Here is a 19,733-nt window from a genome sequence, read left to right as displayed (position 1 = left end):
GCAAACTGTCTCCGTTGCTTCATTGGGGCGGTTTTTGCTAATCCAGCCCTCGGTTTTGACCGGCCTTGTCTGACGAGCCTTGCTGACGAGCCTTGCGGTCAAGCCTTGCGGTCGAGGAAATCTTGCATGAACCAAGCTGCCAACGCCAATCTGTTTTCCCGCCTGTTCGACGGCCTCGATAGCCCTGCGCGCCTTGCCATCGAGACGCATGACGGCGCCCATATCAGCTATGGCGATCTGATCGCGCGGGCCGGGCAGATGGCGAATGTGCTGGTCTCGCGGGGCGTGAAGCCCGGCGACCGCGTCGCGGTGCAGGTGGAGAAATCCGTCGCCAATATCGTGCTGTATCTGGCGACGGTGCGGGCCGGCGCGGTCTATCTGCCGCTCAACACCGCCTATACGCTGAACGAGCTCGACTATTTCATCGGCGATGCCGAGCCGTCGCTGGTGGTCTGCGATCCCTCCAAGGCGGAAGGCCTCGCCCCGATCGCCGCCAAGGTGAAGGCCAAGGTCGAGACGCTCGGCCCCGACGACAAGGGCTCGCTGACGGAAGCCGCCGGCAAGGCGAGCAGCGAGTTCGTGACGGTGCCGCGCGCGAACGACGATCTCGCCGCGATTCTCTACACGTCGGGTACCACCGGCCGCTCCAAGGGCGCGATGCTGACGCATGACAATCTGGCGTCGAACTCGCTGAGCTTGGTCGGCTATTGGCGCTTCACCGACAAGGACGTGCTGATCCACGCGCTGCCGATCTACCACACCCACGGCCTGTTCGTGGCGACCAACGTGACGCTGTTTTCGCGGGCCTCGATGATCTTCCTGCCGAAGCTCGACCCGGACCTCATCATCAAGCTGATGGCGCGCGCCACCGTGCTGATGGGCGTGCCGACCTTCTATACACGGCTGCTGCAAAATCCCGCGTTGTCCCGCGAGACAACCAAGCACATGCGGCTGTTCATCTCGGGCTCGGCGCCGCTGCTGGCCGAAACCCATCGCGAATGGTCGGCGCGCACCGGACATGCCGTGCTCGAGCGCTACGGCATGACCGAAACCAACATGAACACGTCGAATCCCTATGACGGCGAACGCGTCCCCGGCGCGGTGGGCTTTCCCCTCCCCGGCGTTTCCGTGCGCGTCACCAATCCGGAGACGGGCAGGGAATTGCCGCGCGAGGACATCGGCATGATCGAGGTCAAGGGCCCCAACGTCTTCAAGGGCTACTGGCGCATGCCGGAGAAGACCAAGGCCGAATTCCGCGACGACGGCTTCTTCATCACCGGCGACCTCGGCAAGATCGACGCCAAGGGCTACGTCCACATTCTCGGCCGCGGCAAGGATCTCGTCATCTCCGGCGGCTTCAATGTCTATCCGAAGGAAATCGAGAGCGAGATCGACGCCATGCCCGGCGTGATCGAATCCGCCGTGATCGGCGTGCCGCACGCGGATTTCGGCGAGGGCGTCACCGCGGTGCTGGTCTGCAACAAGGGCGCTGATGTCACCGAGGCCGGGGTGCTGAAGGCGCTCGACGGCCGGCTGGCGAAATTCAAGATGCCCAAGCGCGTCTTCGTCGTCGACGAGCTGCCGCGCAACACCATGGGCAAAGTGCAGAAGAACGTGCTGCGGGAGACGTACAAGGATATTTACGCGAAGAGGTAGGCGGCGCAGACGTCAGGCAAACCCGCGCCACACCCTCGCCGTCATGCCCCGCGAAGGCGGGGCATCCAGTACGCCGCGGCTTCTCGATTCAATCACGATCGTCTCTGGAATACTGGATTCCCCGCCTTCGCGGGGAATGACACTGCGCGCGTCGGGCGCGCGCGCCAAAACGATCACTGCCCACCCGCCAAACTCAGCACAAACCGGCTGCCGACGATAAACAGATAACACCCGAACGCGGCCTCCAGCGTCCGCTTCGACATCGCGTGCGCAGCCTTCACGCCGAGCGGCGCTGTCACGAGGCTCATCGGCATCACCAGCACCGCGCCGATCAGCGAGACGTAGCCGAGCGTAAACGGGACTTGCAGGGCAACGACGCCGGGATAGCTCGCCGCGGCAGGCCAGCCGGCATAGATGTAGCCGAGCGCGCCGGGGATCGAGATCAGCACCGCGAGTGCGGATGATGTCGCCACCGCCTGATGGATGGGACGGCCGTAGAACGTCATCAGCAGGTTCGAGAACAGTCCGCCGCCGATGCCCATCAGCGTCGACAGGATGCCGACAACGAATCCGTAAATGCGCATCAGCGGTCCCTTCGGCAGATCGTCGCCGAGCTTCCAGCTCTCGCGCGCGAAGATCAGCCGTACCGCGGCGGACCAGGCGACGCAGACGAACACGATCTTGAACAGCCGCTCCGGCGCGTAGCGGGCAACCACGCTGCCGGCGACGACGCCGATCACGATCGGCAGCCACCAGGCGCGCAGGATCGCCATGTCGACCGCGCCGCGCTTGTAGTGCGCCTGGAACGAACGGATCGAGGTCGGGATGATCACGGCGAGCGAGGTGCCGACGCAGAGCGGCATGCGCACCTCCAGCGGCACGCCGGCGATGCGGAAGCATTCGTAAAACACCGGCACGAGGATCGCGCCGCCGCCGATGCCGAACACGCCGGCCAAGAATCCCGAGAGCGCACCGGTTGCGATCAGCAGCAGCGCGAGCTCGAGGATGTCCTTGATATCAAGACCTGCAATCACCCCTGGCCTGCCCCGGCGACTGGTCGCAACAGCTCCGAGACGAAGGCTCGGATCCGGCTGCGCGCCAAGCTGTAGGCGATCTGATTCGTCGGGTCGACCGCCGCATCGCCGGTCTGGGGTGGGATGCAGGCTGCGCATATCCGCCCGTCAGGCGAAAAATCGATGCGCTCGGCGGAAATTAGCACTTGTTGGCCGATCATCCGTGCCGGCTCGGATGTCATGAACTGACCGGTTCGAACCCTGGCTGGTCGGCGAGGGCTTAGAGCCGTTCCAATAGTAATTTCAATGCGCCTCGCCATGGCCACAAGAGAGGAATTTGTATTCATTCTTTAGTCGGTGCGCCATCGCTCTGGTATACCAAGCCTCGGATTGGCCTTGTTACATCAAGGGCCTAGGGCTGAACCACGGTTCGATTTATGTCGATTTGGTGATTGCGCAGGCCAAATCGACTCCGTAAATAGAGCCAACCTCTCGCGATCCCCGCGCGCCCCATGCTGGGCCGCAATAAACCAATTGAAGCCCATGACCGCACGGATCGAACGACCGCTTTCACCACACATGCAAGTCTACCGCTGGACGCTGACGATGGCGCTGTCCATCGTCCACCGCGGCACCGGCATCGCCCTTTACGTCGGCACCCTGCTGCTGGCCTGGTGGCTGATTGCGGCGGCCTCCGGCCCTGCCGCCTATGGCCACGTCCAGGCCTTCACCGGCAGCATCATCGGCCGGCTGATCGTGTTCGGCTACACCTGGGCGCTGATGCACCATATGCTGAGCGGCATCCGGCACTTCGTGTGGGACCTCGGCTACGGCTTCAAGGCCAATGAGCGCGAGGCCCTGACCTGGGGCGCGCTGATCGGGGGCATCGTGCTGACGGTGCTGATCTGGATCATCGCCTACGCGATCGGAGGCGGCCGATGAGCTTCGACGAATCTCACGGCTCTCCGAAGGGCTCCTCAATGCGAACCCCGCTCGGCCGCGTCCGCAATCTCGGCGCCGCTCATTCCGGCACCTCCGATTTCTGGCGCCAGCGCATCACCGGCGTCGCCATGACGCTGCTGATGATCCCCGTGATCGTCATCGTCATGATGCTGCTCGGCCGCAACCAGGCCGGCGCCGCGCAGATCCTCGGCTCGCTGCCGATCGCGGTGATCCTGCTGCTATTCATCTTCGCCAGCGCCTGGCACATGAAGATCGGCATGCAGGTGGTGATCGAGGACTACGTCCATAACGAGAAGCTGAAGCTCGTCTCGATCATGCTCAACAATTTCTTTTCGGTCGCCGTGGCACTCGCCTCGACCTACGCGATCCTGAAGCTTTCATCCGGAGTGTAACCGATGGCTGCCACAACGAATGGCAAGGGCGACGGCGCTCCCGCCACCAACGGAAAAGCCTATCCGATCGAAGACCACACCTATGACGTCGTCGTGGTCGGCGCCGGCGGCGCGGGCCTGCGCGCCGTGGTCGGCTGCAGCGAGGCGGGCCTGCGCACCGCCTGCATCACCAAGGTGTTTCCGACCCGTTCGCACACGGTCGCGGCGCAGGGCGGCATCTCGGCCTCGCTCGGCAACATGCACAAGGACGACTGGCGCTGGCACATGTACGACACCGTGAAGGGGTCGGACTGGCTTGGCGACCAGGACGCGATCGAATACATGGTGCGCAATGCGCCCGAGGCCGTCTACGAGCTCGAGCATTGGGGCGTTCCGTTCTCGCGCACCGAGGACGGCAAGATCTACCAGCGTCCGTTCGGCGGCATGACCATGGACTACGGCAAGGGCCAGGCGCAACGCACCTGCGCCGCCGCCGACCGTACCGGCCACGCCATGCTGCACACGATGTATGGCCAGTCGCTGCGCCACGCGGCCGAGTTCTTCATCGAGTTCTTCGCCATCGATTTGATCATGGACGACCAGGGCACCTGCCGCGGCGTCATCGCGCTCAAGCTCGACGACGGCACGCTGCACCGCTTCCGCTCCCAGACCGTGATCCTGGCGACCGGCGGCTACGGCCGCGCCTACGCCTCCTGCACTTCGGCGCACACCTGCACCGGCGATGGCGGCGGCATGGTGCTGCGCGCCGGCCTGCCGATGCAGGACATGGAGTTCGTGCAGTTCCACCCGACCGGCATCTACGGTTCGGGCTGTCTCGTCACGGAAGGCGCGCGCGGCGAAGGCGGCTATCTCGTCAACTCCGAGGGCGAGCGCTTCATGGAGCGCTACGCGCCGTCGGCGAAAGACCTCGCCTCGCGCGACGTCGTGTCGCGCGCGATGACGATCGAGATCCGCGAAGGACGCGGGGTCGGCAAGAAGAAGGACCACATCTTCCTGCATCTCGACCATCTCGATCCCGCGGTGCTAGCCGAGCGCCTGCCGGGCATCTCCGAATCCGCAAAAATCTTCGCCAATGTCGACGTGACGCGCGAGCCGATCCCGATCGTGCCGACCGTGCACTACAACATGGGCGGCATCCCCACGAACTATCACGGCGAAGTGCTGACCAAGAGGGACGGCGACGACAACGCCATCATCCCCGGACTGATGGCGATCGGCGAAGCGGCCTGCGTTTCCGTGCACGGCGCCAACCGTCTCGGCTCCAACTCGCTGATCGACCTCGTCGTGTTCGGCCGCGCCGCTGCACTGCGTCTCGCCGAGAAGCTGACGCCGAACGCCAAGCAGCCGGAGCTGCCGGCGAACTCGTCCGAGCTGGCGCTCGGCCGTCTCGACCATTACCGCTACGCCTCGGGCGGCACGCCGACCGCGAAGCTGCGCGAAGGCATGCAGCACGTGATGCAGAGCAATTGCGCGGTGTTCCGCACCGGCGAGGTTTTGAGCGAAGGCCAGAACCTGATCGAAAAGGTTCACAGCGGCATCACCGACATCGCCGTGTCCGACCGCTCGCTGGTGTGGAATTCCGATCTCGTCGAGACCCTCGAATTCGACAACCTGATCTCGCAGGCGGTGGTGACGATGAACTCGGCCGCCAACCGCACCGAAAGCCGCGGCGCCCACGCCCGCGAGGACTTCTCCGAGCGCGACGACAAGAACTGGATGAAGCACACGCTGGCCTGGCTGGATGATTCCGGCAAGGTCAAGATCGAGTACCGCCCGGTTCACGACTACACCATGACCAACGACGTGCAGTACATCCCGCCGAAGGCGCGCGTGTATTGATTGCTGCTCGTCATTGTCGGGCTTGACCCGGCAATCCATCCTTTAAAGATGGATGCGCGGGTCAAGCCCACGCATGACGAAGGAAACCAGAGGCAGGACTAATGGTTGAATTCGCACTTCCGAAGAACTCCAAGATCACTGGCGGCAAGACCTGGCCGAAGCCCGCGGGCGCGACCGACGTTCGTGAGTTCCGCGTCTATCGCTGGAATCCGGACGACGGCAAGAATCCGAGCGTCGACACCTATTACGTCGACACTAATGATTGCGGCCCGATGGTGCTGGACGGCCTGATCTGGATCAAGAACCACATCGACCCGTCGCTGACCTTCCGCCGCTCCTGCCGCGAGGGCGTCTGCGGCTCCTGCGCCATGAACATCGACGGCCAGAACACGCTGGCCTGCACCCGCTCGATGCACGACGTCAAGGACGGCGCGGTCAAGATCAACCCGCTGCCGCACCAGCCGGTCGTGAAGGACCTCATCCCTGATCTGACCAATTTCTACGCCCAGTATGCGTCCGTCGAGCCGTGGCTGAAGACGACCTCGCCGACGCCGCAGAAGGAATGGAAGCAGAGCCACGAGGACCGCGAGAAGCTCGACGGCCTCTATGAGTGCATCCTGTGCGCCTGCTGCTCGACCTCGTGCCCGAGCTATTGGTGGAACAGCGAACGCTATCTCGGCCCCGCCGCGCTGCTCCAGGCCAATCGCTGGGTGTCCGATTCGCGTGACGAGGCCACTGGCGAGCGGCTCGACAATCTCGAGGATCCGTTCCGGCTTTATCGCTGCCATACCATCATGAACTGCGCCAAGGCCTGCCCGAAGGGCCTCAACCCGGCCGAAGCCATCGCCGAGCTCAAGCTCAAGATGGTCGAGCGCCAGATCTAGACGTCATTCATGCTGCGATCCCCGGCCGCAATGGCCGGGGCATTCTCCGGGCGGGACGAATTTCAGTAAAACTTGCTCCGGCCCGCGCTGCGTGCGAATCTCCGGGGCACAACCTCCGGTTCCACGACAAGCCGCTTTCTTCCCGGCGCGAAATTCAAGTAAGCTCTCCGGTCAGGGACCGGAGCGACTGTGCAGGGCGCGCAACGCAACTCGCTGAGACTGTTGCAGTGGATGATGGCGGCATCCCTGGCGCTGCCGATCGCGCTGTTCGCCTTCACCTCCACGATCTCCTACACATCGACAAAAGACGTCGCCGACCGTGAGATCGAGCGCACGCTCGATGTCGCGCATGAGCACGCGCTCAAGGTGTTCGAGACCATCGACCGCAGCCTTGCCGAGATCAACGAGGTGGTGCGCGGCCTTCCCGACACGGTCATCCGCGCGCGCGAGCCGGCGCTGCACCGCCGTCTGAAGCGGCTGGCCGATTCGCTGCCGCAGCTCAAATCGGCCTGGATCTTCGACGCGGACGGAAAGGCACTGGTCAACAGCCTCGCCTCGCCGCCGCCGGAGCTCGGCTTCGCGGACCGCGACTACTTCTATGCCCATGTCGACCAGACCATCGGCACCTTCATCGGCGCAACGCTGACGCCGCGCCCGCCCTATCAGGGCGCGCGCTTCTTCGGCGTGAGCCGCCGCCGCGAGACCGACGACGGCAGCTTCATCGGCGTGATCCAGGCTTCCGTGCTGCCGGAATATTTCGAGAGCTTTTACGCCAGAATCGGCTCCGATCCCGGCAGCTTCTTCGCGATGGGACGCACCGACGGGGTGCTGCTCACCCATTTTCCCAGGCTCGACCGCGACCTCCGGCTCGATCCGACCGGCGCGGTCGGGCAACGGATCGCCGCTCACCCCGAGCACGGCCTCATCACCGTCGCCTGGCCCTCGGACGGAATCGAGCGGCGCATCGGCTACCGGCGCGTCGCCGAATATCCGCTTTATGTCAGCGCGGGGCTCGAGACCTCGGCGATCCGCGCGCGCTGGTACGCCACCATGGCCCAGCATCTGGTGTTCGGCATTCCCGCCACCGCGCTGCTGTTCCTGCTGCTGGCGCTGGCGTTCCGGCGCACCCAGCATCTCCAGGCCGAGGCTGCAAAGCGGCGCGAGGCCGAGGAGGCGCTCAAGCACAGCCAGCGCCTGGAGGCGCTCGGACAGCTCACCGGCGGCGTGGCGCACGACTTCAACAACCTCCTGACCGTAATCCGCGCCTCGGTCGATCTGTTGAACCGGCCGCAACTGAGCGAGGAGCGGCGGCAGCGCTACATAGCGGCCATCGGCGATGCCGTGGCACGCGCGGCCAGGCTGACCTCGCAGCTTCTCGCGTTCGCGCGGCGCCAGACGCTCAAACCGGAGGTGTTCGACGTCGCCGGGCGGATGCAGTCGCTGCACGACATGCTCGCCACGCTGCTCGGACCGGCGATCGAGATCGTCGTGCGGCTGCCGGCGGAGCCGTGTCTCGTCAATACCGATGCCAGCCAGTTCGAGACGGCGTTGATCAACATGGCGACCAATGCGCGCGATGCCATGCACGGCAAGGGCAGGATCGTTTTCACGGTGGAGACCGCGACGACCGTCCCCGATACGCTGGCGCACCTTTCGGGCAACCATGGCTTTGTCGGCATCGCCGTCAGCGACACCGGCGTCGGCATTCCCGCCGCACGATTGGGACGCGTTTTCGAGCCGTTCTTCACCACCAAGCAGGTCGGTCAGGGCACCGGCCTCGGCCTGTCGCAGGTGTTTGGCTTCGCCCGGCAATCCGGCGGCGAGGTGACCGTGATGAGCGAGGTCGGCCAGGGCAGCACCTTCTCGCTCTACCTGCCGCGTGTGCCGGCGGATCTGCTGCCGGAGCGACAGGCGCCCAACGCGGCGCCGGCAGTGGCCGGCAGCGGCATGTCGGTGCTGGTGGTCGAAGACAACATCGAGCTCGCCAATTTCGCCGCCGACGGTCTCACCGAACTCGGCTACAGCATCACGCTTGTCGACAACGCCGCCGACGCGCTCGCCGAGCTGGTCGTCGACGCGGATCGCTTCGACGTCGTGTTCTCGGACGTAGTGATGCCTGATATGACGGGGCTCGATCTGGCGCGCGCAATCCGCGATCGCAGCATCGGCGTACCGATCGTGCTGACCACGGGCTACAGCGAGGCGCTGACCCAGGACGGCGCCACCGGGTTCGACATCGTGCAAAAGCCCTATTCGATCGAGGAGCTCTCGCGCATCCTCCATAAGGCGGCGCGGGTGGGGCGGGTGCGCGACGGCGCCGCGGAGTGATTCGGGGCCGGAACCGAAGGGAACCGATTGATTTTCTTCGCGTTGTCCGGCCATGAGCAAGCCGGCTGCAAAGCACGACCAGGGCAGGAAGCCGCCCATTGTCGAGATCAAGGGCGAGAACGGCGACGAGGTCGAGCCGCCGCCGCCCGAGGTGCTCGAACCCGATCCCGAGCTGTCACCTGAAGAGGCCGAGCAGGCGCGCAAGGATTACCTGCTGACCCGCTTCTGGATCAGCGCGCGCGGCTTCTGGGGCCGCAACGGTGATCGTCTTGCCTGGCCGTTCTCGATCGGGCTCGGCGTGCTGATCGTCCTCACCGTCGTCTTCCAGTACGGCATCAATGTCTGGAATCGCGCGATCTTCGATGCGATCGAGCAACGCGATGCGACCACCGTGTTTCATCTCACGGCAGTGTTCTTCCCGCTCGCGATCGGCAGCATCGTGCTCGGCGTGGTGCAGGTGTTCGCGCGCATGGGCATCCAGCGGCGCTGGCGCGCCTGGCTGACCGCAAGTGTGCTGACGCGCTGGCTCAAGAACGGACGCTACTACCAGCTCAACCTCGTCGGCGGCGACCACAAAAATCCGGAGTACCGGATCGCCGAGGACCTCCGCATCGCGACCGACTCGCCGGTGGACTTCCTCGCCGGCGTCACCTCGGCACTGCTGTCGGCCGCGACTTTCATCGTCGTGCTCTGGACCATCGGCGGCGCGCTCACCGTCACGCTCGGCGGCTCGGCCATCACCATACCCGGCTTCCTCGTGATCGCCGCGATCCTATACGCCGCGATCGCATCGGGTTCGATCGTGGTGATCGGGCGGCGCTTCGTGCAGGTCTCCGAGGACAAGAACCAGGCCGAGGCCGATTTCCGCTACACGCTGACGCGCGTGCGCGAGAACGGCGAGAGCATCGCGCTGCTCGGCGGCGAGGAGGAAGAGCGCGGCGGCATCGACCGCAATTTCACCAGCGTCTTGCGGCAATGGGCGCGGCTCGCCGGCCAGCACATGCGCACCACACTGGTGTCACAGGGGTCGAGCCTGGTTGCACCGGTCGTGCCTCTCCTGCTCTGCGCGCCAAAATTCCTCGACGGCAGCATGACGCTTGGGCAGGTGATGCAGGCGGCTTCCGCCTTCACCATCGTGCAGAGCGCATTCGGCTGGCTGGTGGACAATTATCCGCGGCTCGCCGACTGGAACGCCTGCGCGCGCCGCACCGCTTCGCTGATGATGTCGCTCGACGGCCTCGAGCGCGCCGAGCAGGGCGAAGGCCTCGGCCGCATCAAGCGCGGCGAGACCGGCAACGACGCCATGCTGGAGCTGAACGACCTCTCGGTCACGCTCGACGACGGAACCGCCGTGGTCGGCGAGACCGAGGTGGTGATCGAGCCCGGCGAGCGGCTGCTCGTCGCCGGCGAATCCGGCACCGGTAAGAGCACGCTGGTGCGCGCCATCGCGGGCCTGTGGCCATGGGGCGGCGGCAGCGTCAATTTTCATCCCGACCGGCGGCTGTTCATGCTGCCGCAGCGGCCCTACGTGCCGTCGGGCAGCTTGCGCCGCGCGGTCGCCTATCCCGGTGCCGAGGACGACTGGACCGTCGAGGAGATCGGCGAAGCCCTGCACAAGGTCGGCCTCGATCATCTCAAGGAGAAGATCGAGGAAGAGGGGCCGTGGGACCAGACGCTGTCAGGCGGCGAGAAGCAGCGCCTCGCCTTTGCGCGGCTGCTGCTGCACCGCCCAGACATCGTCGTGCTCGATGAAGCGACCTCGGCGCTCGACGAGAAGAGCCAGGACAAGATGATGAAGATGGTCACTGACGAGCTGCCGAAAGCGACCATCGTCAGCGTTGCGCATCGCATCGAGCTGGAAGCCTTCCACAGCCGCAAGATCGTGCTGGAGCGCCGCAAGGGCGGCGCAAAACTCGTCAGCGACATCGACCTGATTCCGCGCAAGGGCAGGCGCAAGCTGCTCGGGCGATTCCTGCGCCAGCGGAAAGCCGCGCCGAAAAAGGCGGCGTGATTCGTAGCCCGGATGGAGCGCAGCGCAATCCGGGGAGGTCTCGCTACTCGGCCCCGGATTACGCTTCGCTCCATCCGGGCTACAGATCTCTCGCGAAGATTGGAGTCCTCATCAAAACCGGCTATGCATGCGCCGCTTGCAACGAGGACCGCCTGCTTGACGCCCGACAACGCTCCTTCGTCCGCGCCATTCGGCGCGTTTGCGCCGAATGCGGCGCAGGCCGCGATCATCCGCCTTGCGCAACAATCGGGGCTGAAGCGCGGCGCGTTCCGTCCCTGGGTGTCGCGGCTGGTCAACCTGCTGGGCGGCGGCCCGGTCGACGTGCAGTACCAGGGTGCCTCGTTCCGGCTCTATCACCAGGGCAGTGCGACCGAGAGCGGCGCGCTGTTCAACCCCGACTACAATCTCGACGAGCTCGACTTCCTGCGCCAGCACACGCCTGCGGGCGGCGTGTTCGTCGACGTCGGTGCCAATGTCGGCACCTTCGCGCTGGTGATGGCCCGGCAGGTCGGCACCAGCGGCAAGGTGGTTGCGATCGAGCCGCATCCGACGACGTTTGGACGTCTCTCGTTCAACCACGCCGCATCGAAGGCGATGCAGGTGTGCCTGGTGCAGGCCGCCGCCGGCGACAGCGACGGCGAATTGATGATCGAGAGCGGCGGCGGCAATCTCGGCGCCACGCACGTCGTCACCGGCACGGCCAGCGCGGAGGCCATCAAGGTGCCGTCGCTGCGTCTGACGCGCATTCTCGACGAGGCCGGCGTTGCGCAGGTCGATTCGCTCAAGATCGACGTCGAGGGTTTTGAGGATCGCGTGTTGATCGGTTTTTTCCGCGACGCGCCGCAATCGCTGTGGCCGCGCGCCGTCGTGGTCGAGCATCTGTCGCAAAGCGAATGGCGGGAAGATTGTATTGCCGACATGGTCGCGCGCGGCTTTGCGATCGTGCGAAAGACTCGAAGCAACACGTTCCTGTCGCGCTGACGGGGACCAACACCGGAGCTTTGCGATGATCGATCACATGGGTTTCTCCGTCTCCGACTACGAACGTGCGAAAGCGTTCTACAGCCAGGCGCTGGCGCCGCTCGGCTACAGCCTGGTCATGGAGGTCACGGCGGAGCAGACCGGCCACGCTGCCGCCGCCGACTTCGGCGCCGGCGGCAAGCCGGACTTCTGGATCGGCGGCGAAGGCGCCATGAACAAGCCGGTGCATGTCGCGATTCTCGCCAAGGATCGCGCGACGGTCGATGCCTTCTACAAGGCGGCGATGGCGGCCGGCGGCCGCGACAACGGGGCGCCCGGCATCCGTCCGCATTATCATGCGAACTACTACGGCGCCTTCGTGCTCGACCCCGACGGCCACAACATCGAGGCCGTCTGCCACGCGCCCGAATAGGACGGTTTTACCGGACCGGGAAGCGCGGAACATTTACGCGGCATCGTCGTTGTCGTTCTTCGCGCAACTGTCTCGATGATGCCGATGCCGATCGAACCGCCCGAGATCCCACCGCCAACACCGGGGACTCCCACCGAACCCCCGCCGGGAATTCCGCCCGGCAATCCGCAGCCCGATATCGTGCCGCCGGTGCGTGAACCCGGCGAGCCTGCACGTCCGGACGAATTGCCCGGCCGCATTCCCGAAGAGATTCCACCGCGCGGACCGAACGGGCCGCGCACGCCCAATCCTGCGACGGATGCAAGTGCGCGCGGGATCACGTACGAAACGGACCATCGCATCTGAGGCAATTGCAACCGGCGTCTGAATGCGCAATGAACGTCACTGCAGTGAGATGATTTGCGTGCAGAAATAAATCGGGCCGCGACCGCATCGCCCGCCACATTCCGGCCCTACGCGTAGCTGTTCATCGCGACACTTTGTCAAAGAACCTTCCGGGGAAGTTCACCACCATGACCAACCTTCGTTTCGTGCTGCTTGCAACGACGGCTCTGACCGCGATGCACTTCGCAAGCTCCGCATCGCACGCGCAAGGCGCGCCGCCGCTCGTGGTCGCGCAGGCCCAGCCGCAAGACACGGGCCCTGACGGAAAACCGAAGCAGCCGCCGAAGGGACCGCCGGCGGCCGCACCGCCTGCGGCGCCCGCGCGCCCGGCCGCACCTCCGCCCGCAGCTGCACCGCCCCACCCGCCGGCCCCGCCAGCGGCCGCGCCGCCGCGCCCAGCTGCGCCGCCGCCGCCACCTGCGGCCCGTCCGGCGCCGCCGCCCCCACCGCCGCCTGCTGCCCCGAAGCAGCCTTCGCCGCCGCCGGCACCGCCCGCGGCGCGTCCGGCTCCCACGCCGCCTCCGGCGCCGCCCGCAGCACGCCCGGCTCCTACACCGCCGCCCGCCGCCGCTCCGCAGCAGCACGCACCGACGCCTCCGCCGCCTCCTGCAGCGGGCCCTTCGGGACGGCCTGCGCCTGCGCCCACGGCAACGCCGGCTCCAACCGCCGCGCCTGCTCCGACAACAACCCCAGCGCCGACGGCAACGCCCGCTCCGGGCAGCACGCCGGGCACGCCGCCGACCGGCCGCCCCGGCGCGCCGCCTCCTGGTGGACGTCCTGGCGCGCCTCCGCCTGCGGGGTCACCTGCTCCAGGCGCCACGCCCGCTCCGACGGCCACGCCGGCCCCGACCGCCACGCCGGCCCCCGGCGCTCCGACGCCACCGTCCGGGCGTCCGGGTCCCGCACCGGGCGCAACGCCCGCACCCGGCGCGACCCCCGCTCCGACAGCGACACCGGCTCCCGGCGGCGCTGTTACGCCGCCGCCTGGGCGCCAAGGTGGAGCTCCTCCTGCGGGCGCGCCCGCTGCCGGAACACCGCCCGCCTCGCCACCGCAGGCGGGTGTCCCGGCTCGGCCTACGCCTCCACCCGGCGCAGCAGCGCCGGCTGTCGTTCCGGCCACGCCAGCCGCGGCGCCGCCGCCCGACAGGGCGCAATACGCTCACCCGACCGTCGCTCCCGCCTTCCGGGCTGCGCCTACGGTCGCAGCACCGCTGCCACCGCCGCCGCGTCCGCCGCAGCGTGACCTGACGCCGCTGGCGATCGGTGCGGGTGTCGTCGCCGGTGCCGTGATCGGCGCCACCATCGCCGACTACCGCAACCAGCGACGCGAGTCCGTCGAAGGCGGCCGCACCATCTACACCGAGCCGGACCGCATCATCGTCCGCGATCCGGGCGGGCAGGCGTATGTCCGCGGCAACGATCTCTATCGCTTCCGCTATGGCGCCCGCGACATCCGCACCGATACTGTCGGCGGCGATACCCGCACTGTCGTGATCCGTCCCGACGGCAGCGAGATCATCACCGTGGTCGGTCAGGACGGTCGGTTGCTGCGGCGTATCCGCAGGGACCCGGCCGGGCGCGAGCTCGTCATCATCGACAACAGCTACCGCGATCCGCGGTCAGTCGGCGGCTTCTACGTCGACGCGCCGCCTCCGGTCGTCAACATGCCCTACGATCGCTATATCGTCGACGCCCAGGAGGCGTCGCCGGACGTGATCTACCAGACGATGGTGGCACCGCCGGTGCAACGGATCGATCGTCGCTACACGCTCGACGAGATCCGCTACAGCCCCAATGTTCGCATGCAAATGCCGAGCATCGACCTCAACACGATCAACTTCGAGACGGGATCGTGGACTATCCCACCGGACCAGGCGGCGAAGCTGCAGTCGATCGCCGACGGTCTCAACCGTGCGATTCAGGCCAACCCGCGCGTGGTTTTCCTGATCGAGGGCCACACCGACGCGGTCGGCAACGAGGTCGACAATCTGTCATTGTCGGACCGACGTGCCCAGTCCGCGGCCGAATTGCTGACCCAGCAGTTCGGGGTGCCCGCAGAGAACCTGACGTCGCAGGGCTATGGCGAGCAGTACCTGAAGGATCAGACGCCAGGGCCGAGCGTGATCAACCGGCGCGTCACCGTCCGCAACATCACGCCGCTGCTCAACGGAGGCCAGGCCTCGCTGCCGCCGCCCCCGCCCGGTACCGCGCCGCCACGCTGAGGCGAAGCACAAACGCAAATGGCCGGGAGCGATCCCGGCCATTTTTGTTTGCGTGGTCTCGTGCCCCGGACGCAGTGCAGCACGTAGTGATGCGCTGCTGAGCCGGGGCCCACAAAATTACCGACGCAATTCAAATTGAGATTCTGGGTCCCGGCTCTGCGACGCACCGCTTCGCGCTGCATCGCGTCCGGGACACGAGCAGATGCATCAACCCTTGTCGTTCTCGAGCCGGAAGATCTGCGAGCCTTCGCTGCCCGAGAGCAGGCCCGTGTCCGTGTAGAGCTTCAGCTTGGTCCGGGTGTCGGCGATGTCGAGATTGCGCATGGTGAGCTGGCCGATGCGGTCCGCCGGCGTGAAGGCGGCGTCCTCCACCTTCTCCATGCTGAGCCGTTCCGGCGCATAGGTGAGGTTGGGGCTCTCGGTGTTGAGGATCGAATAGTCGTTGCCGCGGCGCAGCTCGAGCGTCACCTCGCCGGTGACGGCGCGCGCGACCCAGCGCTGCGCGGTCTCGCGCAGCATCAGGGCCTGCGAATCGAACCAGCGGCCCTGATAGAGCAGGCGGCCGAGGCGCATGCCGCTGATGCGGTACTGCTCGATGGTGTCCTCGTTGTGGATGCCGGTGACGAGGCGCTCATAGGCGATGTGCAAGAGCGCCATGCCGGGCGCTTCATAGATGCCACGGCTCTTGGCTTCGATGATGCGGTTCTCGATCTGGTCGCTCATGCCGAGGCCGTGGCGGCCGCCGATGGCGTTGGCCTCGAGAAACAGCGCGACGCGATCAGAGAAAGTCTGGCCGTTCAGCGCAACCGGCTGGCCCTCCTCGAACCGCACCACGACCTTCTCGGCCTTGACAGTGCAGTCGTCGCGCCAGAACGGCACGCCCATGATCGGGTTAACGATCTTGATGCCGCTGTCGAGGCTCTCGAGATCCTTGGCCTCGTGCGTGGCACCGAGCAGATTGCTGTCGGTCGAATAGGCCTTCTCCGCGCTCATCTTGTAGGCAAAGCCCTGGGCGGTCATGAACGCCGACATCTCGGCGCGGCCGCCGAGCTCGTCGATGAACTGCTGGTCGAGCCAGGGCTTGTAGATGCGCAGGCTCGGATTGGTCAAAAGCCCGTAGCGGTAGAAGCGCTCGATGTCGTTGCCCTTGAAGGTCGAGCCGTCGCCCCAGATGTTGACGCCGTCTTCCTTCATCGCCGCGACCAGCATCGTCCCGGTGACGGCGCGTCCCAGTGGCGTGGTGTTGAAATAGGTGATACCGCCGGTCGAGATGTGGAAGGCGCCGGACTGGATCGCGGCGATGCCCTCGTGAACGAGCTGCGTGCGGCAATCGACGAGGCGCGCGTTCTCGGCGCCGAACTCCATCGCCTTGCGCGGGATCTCGTTGTAGTCGGCCTCATCGGGTTGGCCGAGATTGGCGGTATAGGCGTAGCAGCGCGCACCCTTCTGCTTCATCCAGAGCAGCGCCGCTGACGTGTCGAGGCCGCCCGAAAACGCGATGCCGACTTTCTCACCCTTGGGCAGGCTTTTCAGGATCGTGGTCATGGCGCTTCCAATCGGGTCTCAACGGGCTGATGTCAGGGCGAGCTTGACCGCGCGAATATCAAATTTCGCACGCCTCGGCACCCCTTTAATGGCTCAAATCGACGGCTCGGCACGCGTCTTGCGGCCGAACAGGCGCTGGCGGAGCCGGTAGGCGGGCATGTTCAGCCGGGTCAGGGCGGCGTCGACCGCCTCGTCCGAGAACCAGGTCCGCGGCCAGCGGTAGATCAGCGCGTAGGCGAACCAGATCACGACGAAGGTGACGAGGCCGGCGATCGATACGTCCGTGAAGAAGTGCCCGCCGAAGGCCATCCGAAGCCCGCTGGTCACGAGGCCGAACACCACGGCTCCGGCATAGGCGAGCGGCCGCCACGCCGACGGCGCCAGCGCGGCCGGCGCCAGCGTCCAGAACGCGGTGGCGCCCTCGCCCGAGAAGAACGAGCAGTTGCGCGCACAATCGCCGCGCGGATCCCACCACGGCACGAATTGCTGGTCGCCGGCAAACTGCGTCACCACCACCGGGCGCGGCCGGCCCCAATAGGACTTGAAGGTGAGATTGGTGAGAATGCCGGCCGACATGATGATGGTGACCAGCAGGAACACGATCGCGCGCCCCGAGACCATCAGCGGCCGGTCGGGCCGGATCATCTTGACCACGAGCGCGACCAGCGGCGGCAACACGAATGCCCAGGCGACCCACATCGCGGCATCGCGCGCGAAGCCGGCCCAATCGTTCAGCTTGAGCGGAAACGTCTTCGTCTGGGGATCGAAGAACAGCGCGGCGAGCTTGAGATCGAACTCGGGATAGAGGCCGAAAACGACGCCGATCACGAGCCACAGCGCCAGGGCGATGAAAAGTCCAGTCCGGTTCATGGCGCGCGGTTTAGCGGAGTGGAGCGGGGATGAAAACCCCGGAATCGGTCGCAGCTGGCGAGCGTGGATCGGTCAAAAGGCGATGCCTCGACAGTGTCGTCCCGGACAAGCGAAGCGCAGATCCGGGACCTATAATCCCAGGGAGGAGTTTGGCGACGACTCGTAGTTACCAGGTCCCGCCAAAACCTCTCCCTGGGGTTATGGGTCCCCGCGTTCGCGGGGACGACAGCGGGTATGTGGCGCGGTGCCTCGCATCCGGCCGAACAACCGCGCGTGACATCATCGCGCATCCGACCTTGAATTCGACGGCAGCGGCGGAGGTGGCTTGCGCGGGAGCGGCGGATTGCGCCAGGCGCCGGCGTTGCGGCCGGCGACCAGCCAGTAGACGACGCCCGCAACAATACCCGCGCCGGTCATGATTTCCAGGTGACGCCGAACGACGCCCTCGAACTGCAACGTGTCGGAGTGGAAAGGAACAAGGCCGAGATAGCAGGCGAGGCCGACAAGTCCGCCGCCCACGGCGTAAGCGAGCGCGCTGCGGATATACAGCGCCTCGGTGATCGCGACGATCACCGCCGCCGGCACCAGCGCAAAACCGGAGACGAAGATGAAGCCGAATCCGAGCAGGATGTCGATCATGCCCTGATCGACGGGCCCCGCGCCGAGATCGGCGAACTCCGGAAACAGCAGCGCGACGACCACGATCATGCCGCCGACGAAGCAGGCGGCGAGAAAGCCGATGAAGATGACAACGAGGCGGCCGATCAGGGACATGTCGGAAGCAAATCGCTGACCAACGGGATCGCCACCCTCACGGTCGTCGTGCCCGGGCCTGACCCGGGCATCCACGACTTTCTCCCTTGCGGCCCGACGTGGATGGCCGGGTCAAGCCCGGCCATGACGAGAGTGCGCGGGGCGCGCATCATCAATCCGTCATCGCCATGGCGCGCAGCGTCTGGCGTTCCCGGGCCGAGAGCTTTTCCGTCTCCGACTTGAGCTGGCCGCAGGCGGCGAGGATGTCGCGGCCGCGCGGGGTGCGCACCGGCGAGGAATAGCCCGCGTTGAAGATGTATTCGGAGAATTTTTCGATCTGGTCCCAGTCCGAGCATTCATAGGCGGTGCCGGGCCAGGGGTTGAACGGGATCAGATTGATCTTGGCGTGAATGCCCTTGAGCAGCTTCACCAGCAGCTTTGCATCGTCGAGCGAATCGTTGACGCCCTTGAGCATCACATATTCGAAGGTGATGCGGCGCGCGTTGGACGCGCCGGGATAATCGCGGCAGGCCTGCAGCAGCTCCTTGATCGGATATTTGCGGTTGAGCGGCACCAGCTCGTTGCGCAGCTCGTCGCGCACCGCGTGCAGCGAGATCGCGAGCATCACGCCGATCTCCTCGCCCGCGCGCACGATGTTCGGCACCACGCCCGAGGTCGACAGCGTGATGCGGCGGCGGGAAATGCCGATGCCTTCATTGTCGCCGACGATCAGCAGCGCATCGCGCACCGCGTCGAAATTGTAGAGCGGCTCGCCCATGCCCATCATCACGATGTTGGTGACGCGGCGCGTGCCGTCCTCGCGATCGGCCCAATCATTCAGGCGATCCCGCGCCACCATCACCTGCCCGACGATCTCGCCGGCGGTGAGGTTGCGCACCAGGCGCTGCGTGCCGGTGTGGCAGAACGAGCAATTCAGCGTGCAGCCGACCTGGGAGGAGACGCAGAGCGTGCCGCGATCGGTTTCCGGGATGTAGACGCATTCGACTTCATGGGCGCGCTCGACATTGTCGCCGCTCGGCAGCCGCAGCAGCCATTTGCGGGTGCCGTCGTTGGAGATCTGCTCGGCCACGACTTCGGGCCGGTCGACCGTGAAGTGCTGCGCGAGTTCGGCGCGAATGCCCTTCGAGACCGAGGTCATGTCGTCAAAACTCTGGGCGCCGCGGAAATAGAGCCAGTGCCAGAGTTGCTGCACCCGCATCTTGCGCTGCGCTGGCGCGACGCCGATCTCGCCGAGACGATCGGCAAGCTCGCTGCGTGACAAGCCGATCAGCGAGGGCCTCGCCGGCGGCACATAGGTTTCGAGCGGAGACTTCTCCACCAGGATTGCGTTGTGCGGCTCGGTCGTCGGTTGCATTGGTTGCCTGAGGTTGCTGCTGGCTCGTCATGCCCGGGCGTGTCCCGGGCATCCACGTTCTTTTCCGCCTGCGGTTAGCGCGTGGATGGCCGGGACAGGCCCGGC

Annotated in this window: 16 protein-coding genes; 11 read left to right on the top strand and 5 right to left on the bottom strand. The window is 66.0% G+C overall.

Going from position 1 to position 19,733, the window contains the following annotated elements; translation table 11 throughout:
• Positions 1 to 126: 126 nt before the first annotated feature.
• Positions 127 to 1,656 (top strand): malonyl-CoA synthase, encoded by a 1,530-nt coding sequence (locus QSV46_RS27430; protein ID WP_314958806.1) that lies wholly within the window; start codon positions 127 to 129, stop codon positions 1,654 to 1,656.
• A gap of 173 nt (positions 1,657 to 1,829) precedes the next feature.
• Here the strand turns inward: QSV46_RS27430 and QSV46_RS27425 are convergent, their stop codons facing one another.
• Positions 1,830 to 2,690, bottom strand: a complete 861-nt coding sequence (locus QSV46_RS27425) for a sulfite exporter TauE/SafE family protein (RefSeq protein ID WP_314958804.1) — start codon at positions 2,688 to 2,690, stop codon at positions 1,830 to 1,832.
• A gap of 522 nt (positions 2,691 to 3,212) precedes the next feature.
• Between QSV46_RS27425 and sdhC the strand changes: the two genes are divergently transcribed.
• The 10 genes from sdhC (at position 3,213) to QSV46_RS27375 (ending at position 15,085) form a co-directional block, all read left to right on the top strand.
• The gene (sdhC, locus tag QSV46_RS27420) at positions 3,213 to 3,611 is read left to right on the top strand and encodes a succinate dehydrogenase, cytochrome b556 subunit (protein ID WP_314958801.1); all 399 of its coding nucleotides are present in this window, start codon (positions 3,213 to 3,215) and stop codon (positions 3,609 to 3,611) included.
• A complete protein-coding gene (gene sdhD, locus QSV46_RS27415) occupies positions 3,608 to 4,024 on the top strand; it encodes a succinate dehydrogenase, hydrophobic membrane anchor protein (RefSeq protein ID WP_314958800.1) in 417 nt (138 codons plus the stop codon). The genes sdhC and sdhD overlap by 4 nt, the downstream gene beginning before the upstream one ends.
• A gap of 3 nt (positions 4,025 to 4,027) precedes the next feature.
• The gene (gene sdhA / locus QSV46_RS27410) at positions 4,028 to 5,863 is read left to right on the top strand and encodes a succinate dehydrogenase flavoprotein subunit (protein ID WP_314958797.1); all 1,836 of its coding nucleotides are present in this window, start codon (positions 4,028 to 4,030) and stop codon (positions 5,861 to 5,863) included.
• Positions 5,864 to 5,964: 101 nt separating this feature from the next.
• A complete protein-coding gene (locus tag QSV46_RS27405; RefSeq protein ID WP_314958795.1) occupies positions 5,965 to 6,747 on the top strand; it encodes a succinate dehydrogenase iron-sulfur subunit in 783 nt (260 codons plus the stop codon).
• A gap of 189 nt (positions 6,748 to 6,936) precedes the next feature.
• Positions 6,937 to 9,075, top strand: a complete 2,139-nt coding sequence (locus QSV46_RS27400) for an ATP-binding protein (protein WP_314958793.1) — start codon at positions 6,937 to 6,939, stop codon at positions 9,073 to 9,075.
• A 52-nt stretch (positions 9,076 to 9,127) separates the two neighbouring features.
• Positions 9,128 to 11,086, top strand: coding sequence for an ABC transporter ATP-binding protein/permease (locus tag QSV46_RS27395; protein WP_314958791.1), 1,959 nt, complete (start codon positions 9,128 to 9,130; stop codon positions 11,084 to 11,086).
• A gap of 156 nt (positions 11,087 to 11,242) precedes the next feature.
• Positions 11,243 to 12,067, top strand: a complete 825-nt coding sequence (locus QSV46_RS27390) for an FkbM family methyltransferase (RefSeq protein WP_314958789.1) — start codon at positions 11,243 to 11,245, stop codon at positions 12,065 to 12,067.
• 25 nt (positions 12,068 to 12,092) lie between these two features.
• Positions 12,093 to 12,479, top strand: a complete 387-nt coding sequence (locus QSV46_RS27385) for a VOC family protein (protein WP_314958786.1) — start codon at positions 12,093 to 12,095, stop codon at positions 12,477 to 12,479.
• Between the two features lie 84 nt (positions 12,480 to 12,563).
• Entirely contained in the window at positions 12,564 to 12,824 is a 261-nt protein-coding gene (locus QSV46_RS27380) for a hypothetical protein (RefSeq protein ID WP_314958784.1), read from the top strand.
• 167 nt (positions 12,825 to 12,991) lie between these two features.
• The gene (locus QSV46_RS27375; RefSeq protein ID WP_314958782.1) at positions 12,992 to 15,085 is read left to right on the top strand and encodes an OmpA family protein; all 2,094 of its coding nucleotides are present in this window, start codon (positions 12,992 to 12,994) and stop codon (positions 15,083 to 15,085) included.
• A gap of 207 nt (positions 15,086 to 15,292) precedes the next feature.
• Here QSV46_RS27375 and argG read toward each other — a convergent pair whose 3' ends face one another.
• The 4 genes from argG to rlmN all read right to left on the bottom strand — a co-directional run bounded on the left by argG (position 15,293) and on the right by rlmN (position 19,628).
• Entirely contained in the window at positions 15,293 to 16,630 is a 1,338-nt protein-coding gene (argG, locus tag QSV46_RS27370) for an argininosuccinate synthase (RefSeq protein WP_314958780.1), read from the bottom strand.
• A 93-nt stretch (positions 16,631 to 16,723) separates the two neighbouring features.
• Entirely contained in the window at positions 16,724 to 17,500 is a 777-nt protein-coding gene (locus tag QSV46_RS27365) for a phosphatase PAP2 family protein (RefSeq protein ID WP_314958779.1), read from the bottom strand.
• Positions 17,501 to 17,779: 279 nt separating this feature from the next.
• Positions 17,780 to 18,274: a hypothetical protein gene (locus QSV46_RS27360; protein ID WP_314959057.1), complete on the bottom strand. Its 495-nt coding sequence runs from the start codon at positions 18,272 to 18,274 to the stop codon at positions 17,780 to 17,782.
• Between the two features lie 151 nt (positions 18,275 to 18,425).
• On the bottom strand, positions 18,426 to 19,628 hold the full coding sequence (gene rlmN / locus QSV46_RS27355) for a 23S rRNA (adenine(2503)-C(2))-methyltransferase RlmN (protein ID WP_314958776.1): 1,203 nt from the start codon (positions 19,626 to 19,628) through the stop codon (positions 18,426 to 18,428).
• Between the last annotated feature and the right edge of the window lie 105 nt (positions 19,629 to 19,733).

The sequence above is a fragment of the Bradyrhizobium cosmicum genome (assembly GCF_032290525.1).
GTDB classification, from domain to species: domain Bacteria; phylum Pseudomonadota; class Alphaproteobacteria; order Rhizobiales; family Xanthobacteraceae; genus Bradyrhizobium; species Bradyrhizobium cosmicum_A.
The sequence above is the reverse complement of the archived record's forward strand: the minus strand, read 5'-3'. Positions and strand labels throughout refer to the sequence as shown.

Bases quoted from the DNA above. Each gene is read 5' to 3' on its own strand.
- sdhA (WP_314958797.1), top strand. From the start codon at position 4,028: ATGGCTGCCACAACGAATGGCAAGGGCGACGGCGCTCCCGCCACCAAC.
- argG (WP_314958780.1), bottom strand. From the start codon at position 16,630: ATGACCACGATCCTGAAAAGCCTGCCCAAGGGTGAGAAAGTCGGCATC.
- rlmN (WP_314958776.1), bottom strand. From the start codon at position 19,628: ATGCAACCGACGACCGAGCCGCACAACGCAATCCTGGTGGAGAAGTCT.
- QSV46_RS27385 (WP_314958786.1), top strand. From the start codon at position 12,093: ATGATCGATCACATGGGTTTCTCCGTCTCCGACTACGAACGTGCGAAA.
- QSV46_RS27395 (WP_314958791.1), top strand. From the start codon at position 9,128: ATGAGCAAGCCGGCTGCAAAGCACGACCAGGGCAGGAAGCCGCCCATT.
- sdhC (WP_314958801.1), top strand. From the start codon at position 3,213: ATGACCGCACGGATCGAACGACCGCTTTCACCACACATGCAAGTCTAC.
- QSV46_RS27430 (WP_314958806.1), top strand. From the start codon at position 127: ATGAACCAAGCTGCCAACGCCAATCTGTTTTCCCGCCTGTTCGACGGC.
- QSV46_RS27375 (WP_314958782.1), top strand. From the start codon at position 12,992: ATGACCAACCTTCGTTTCGTGCTGCTTGCAACGACGGCTCTGACCGCG.
- sdhD (WP_314958800.1), top strand. From the start codon at position 3,608: ATGAGCTTCGACGAATCTCACGGCTCTCCGAAGGGCTCCTCAATGCGA.
- QSV46_RS27380 (WP_314958784.1), top strand. From the start codon at position 12,564: ATGCCGATCGAACCGCCCGAGATCCCACCGCCAACACCGGGGACTCCC.
- QSV46_RS27365 (WP_314958779.1), bottom strand. From the start codon at position 17,500: ATGAACCGGACTGGACTTTTCATCGCCCTGGCGCTGTGGCTCGTGATC.
- QSV46_RS27405 (WP_314958795.1), top strand. From the start codon at position 5,965: ATGGTTGAATTCGCACTTCCGAAGAACTCCAAGATCACTGGCGGCAAG.
- QSV46_RS27360 (WP_314959057.1), bottom strand. From the start codon at position 18,274: ATGTCCCTGATCGGCCGCCTCGTTGTCATCTTCATCGGCTTTCTCGCC.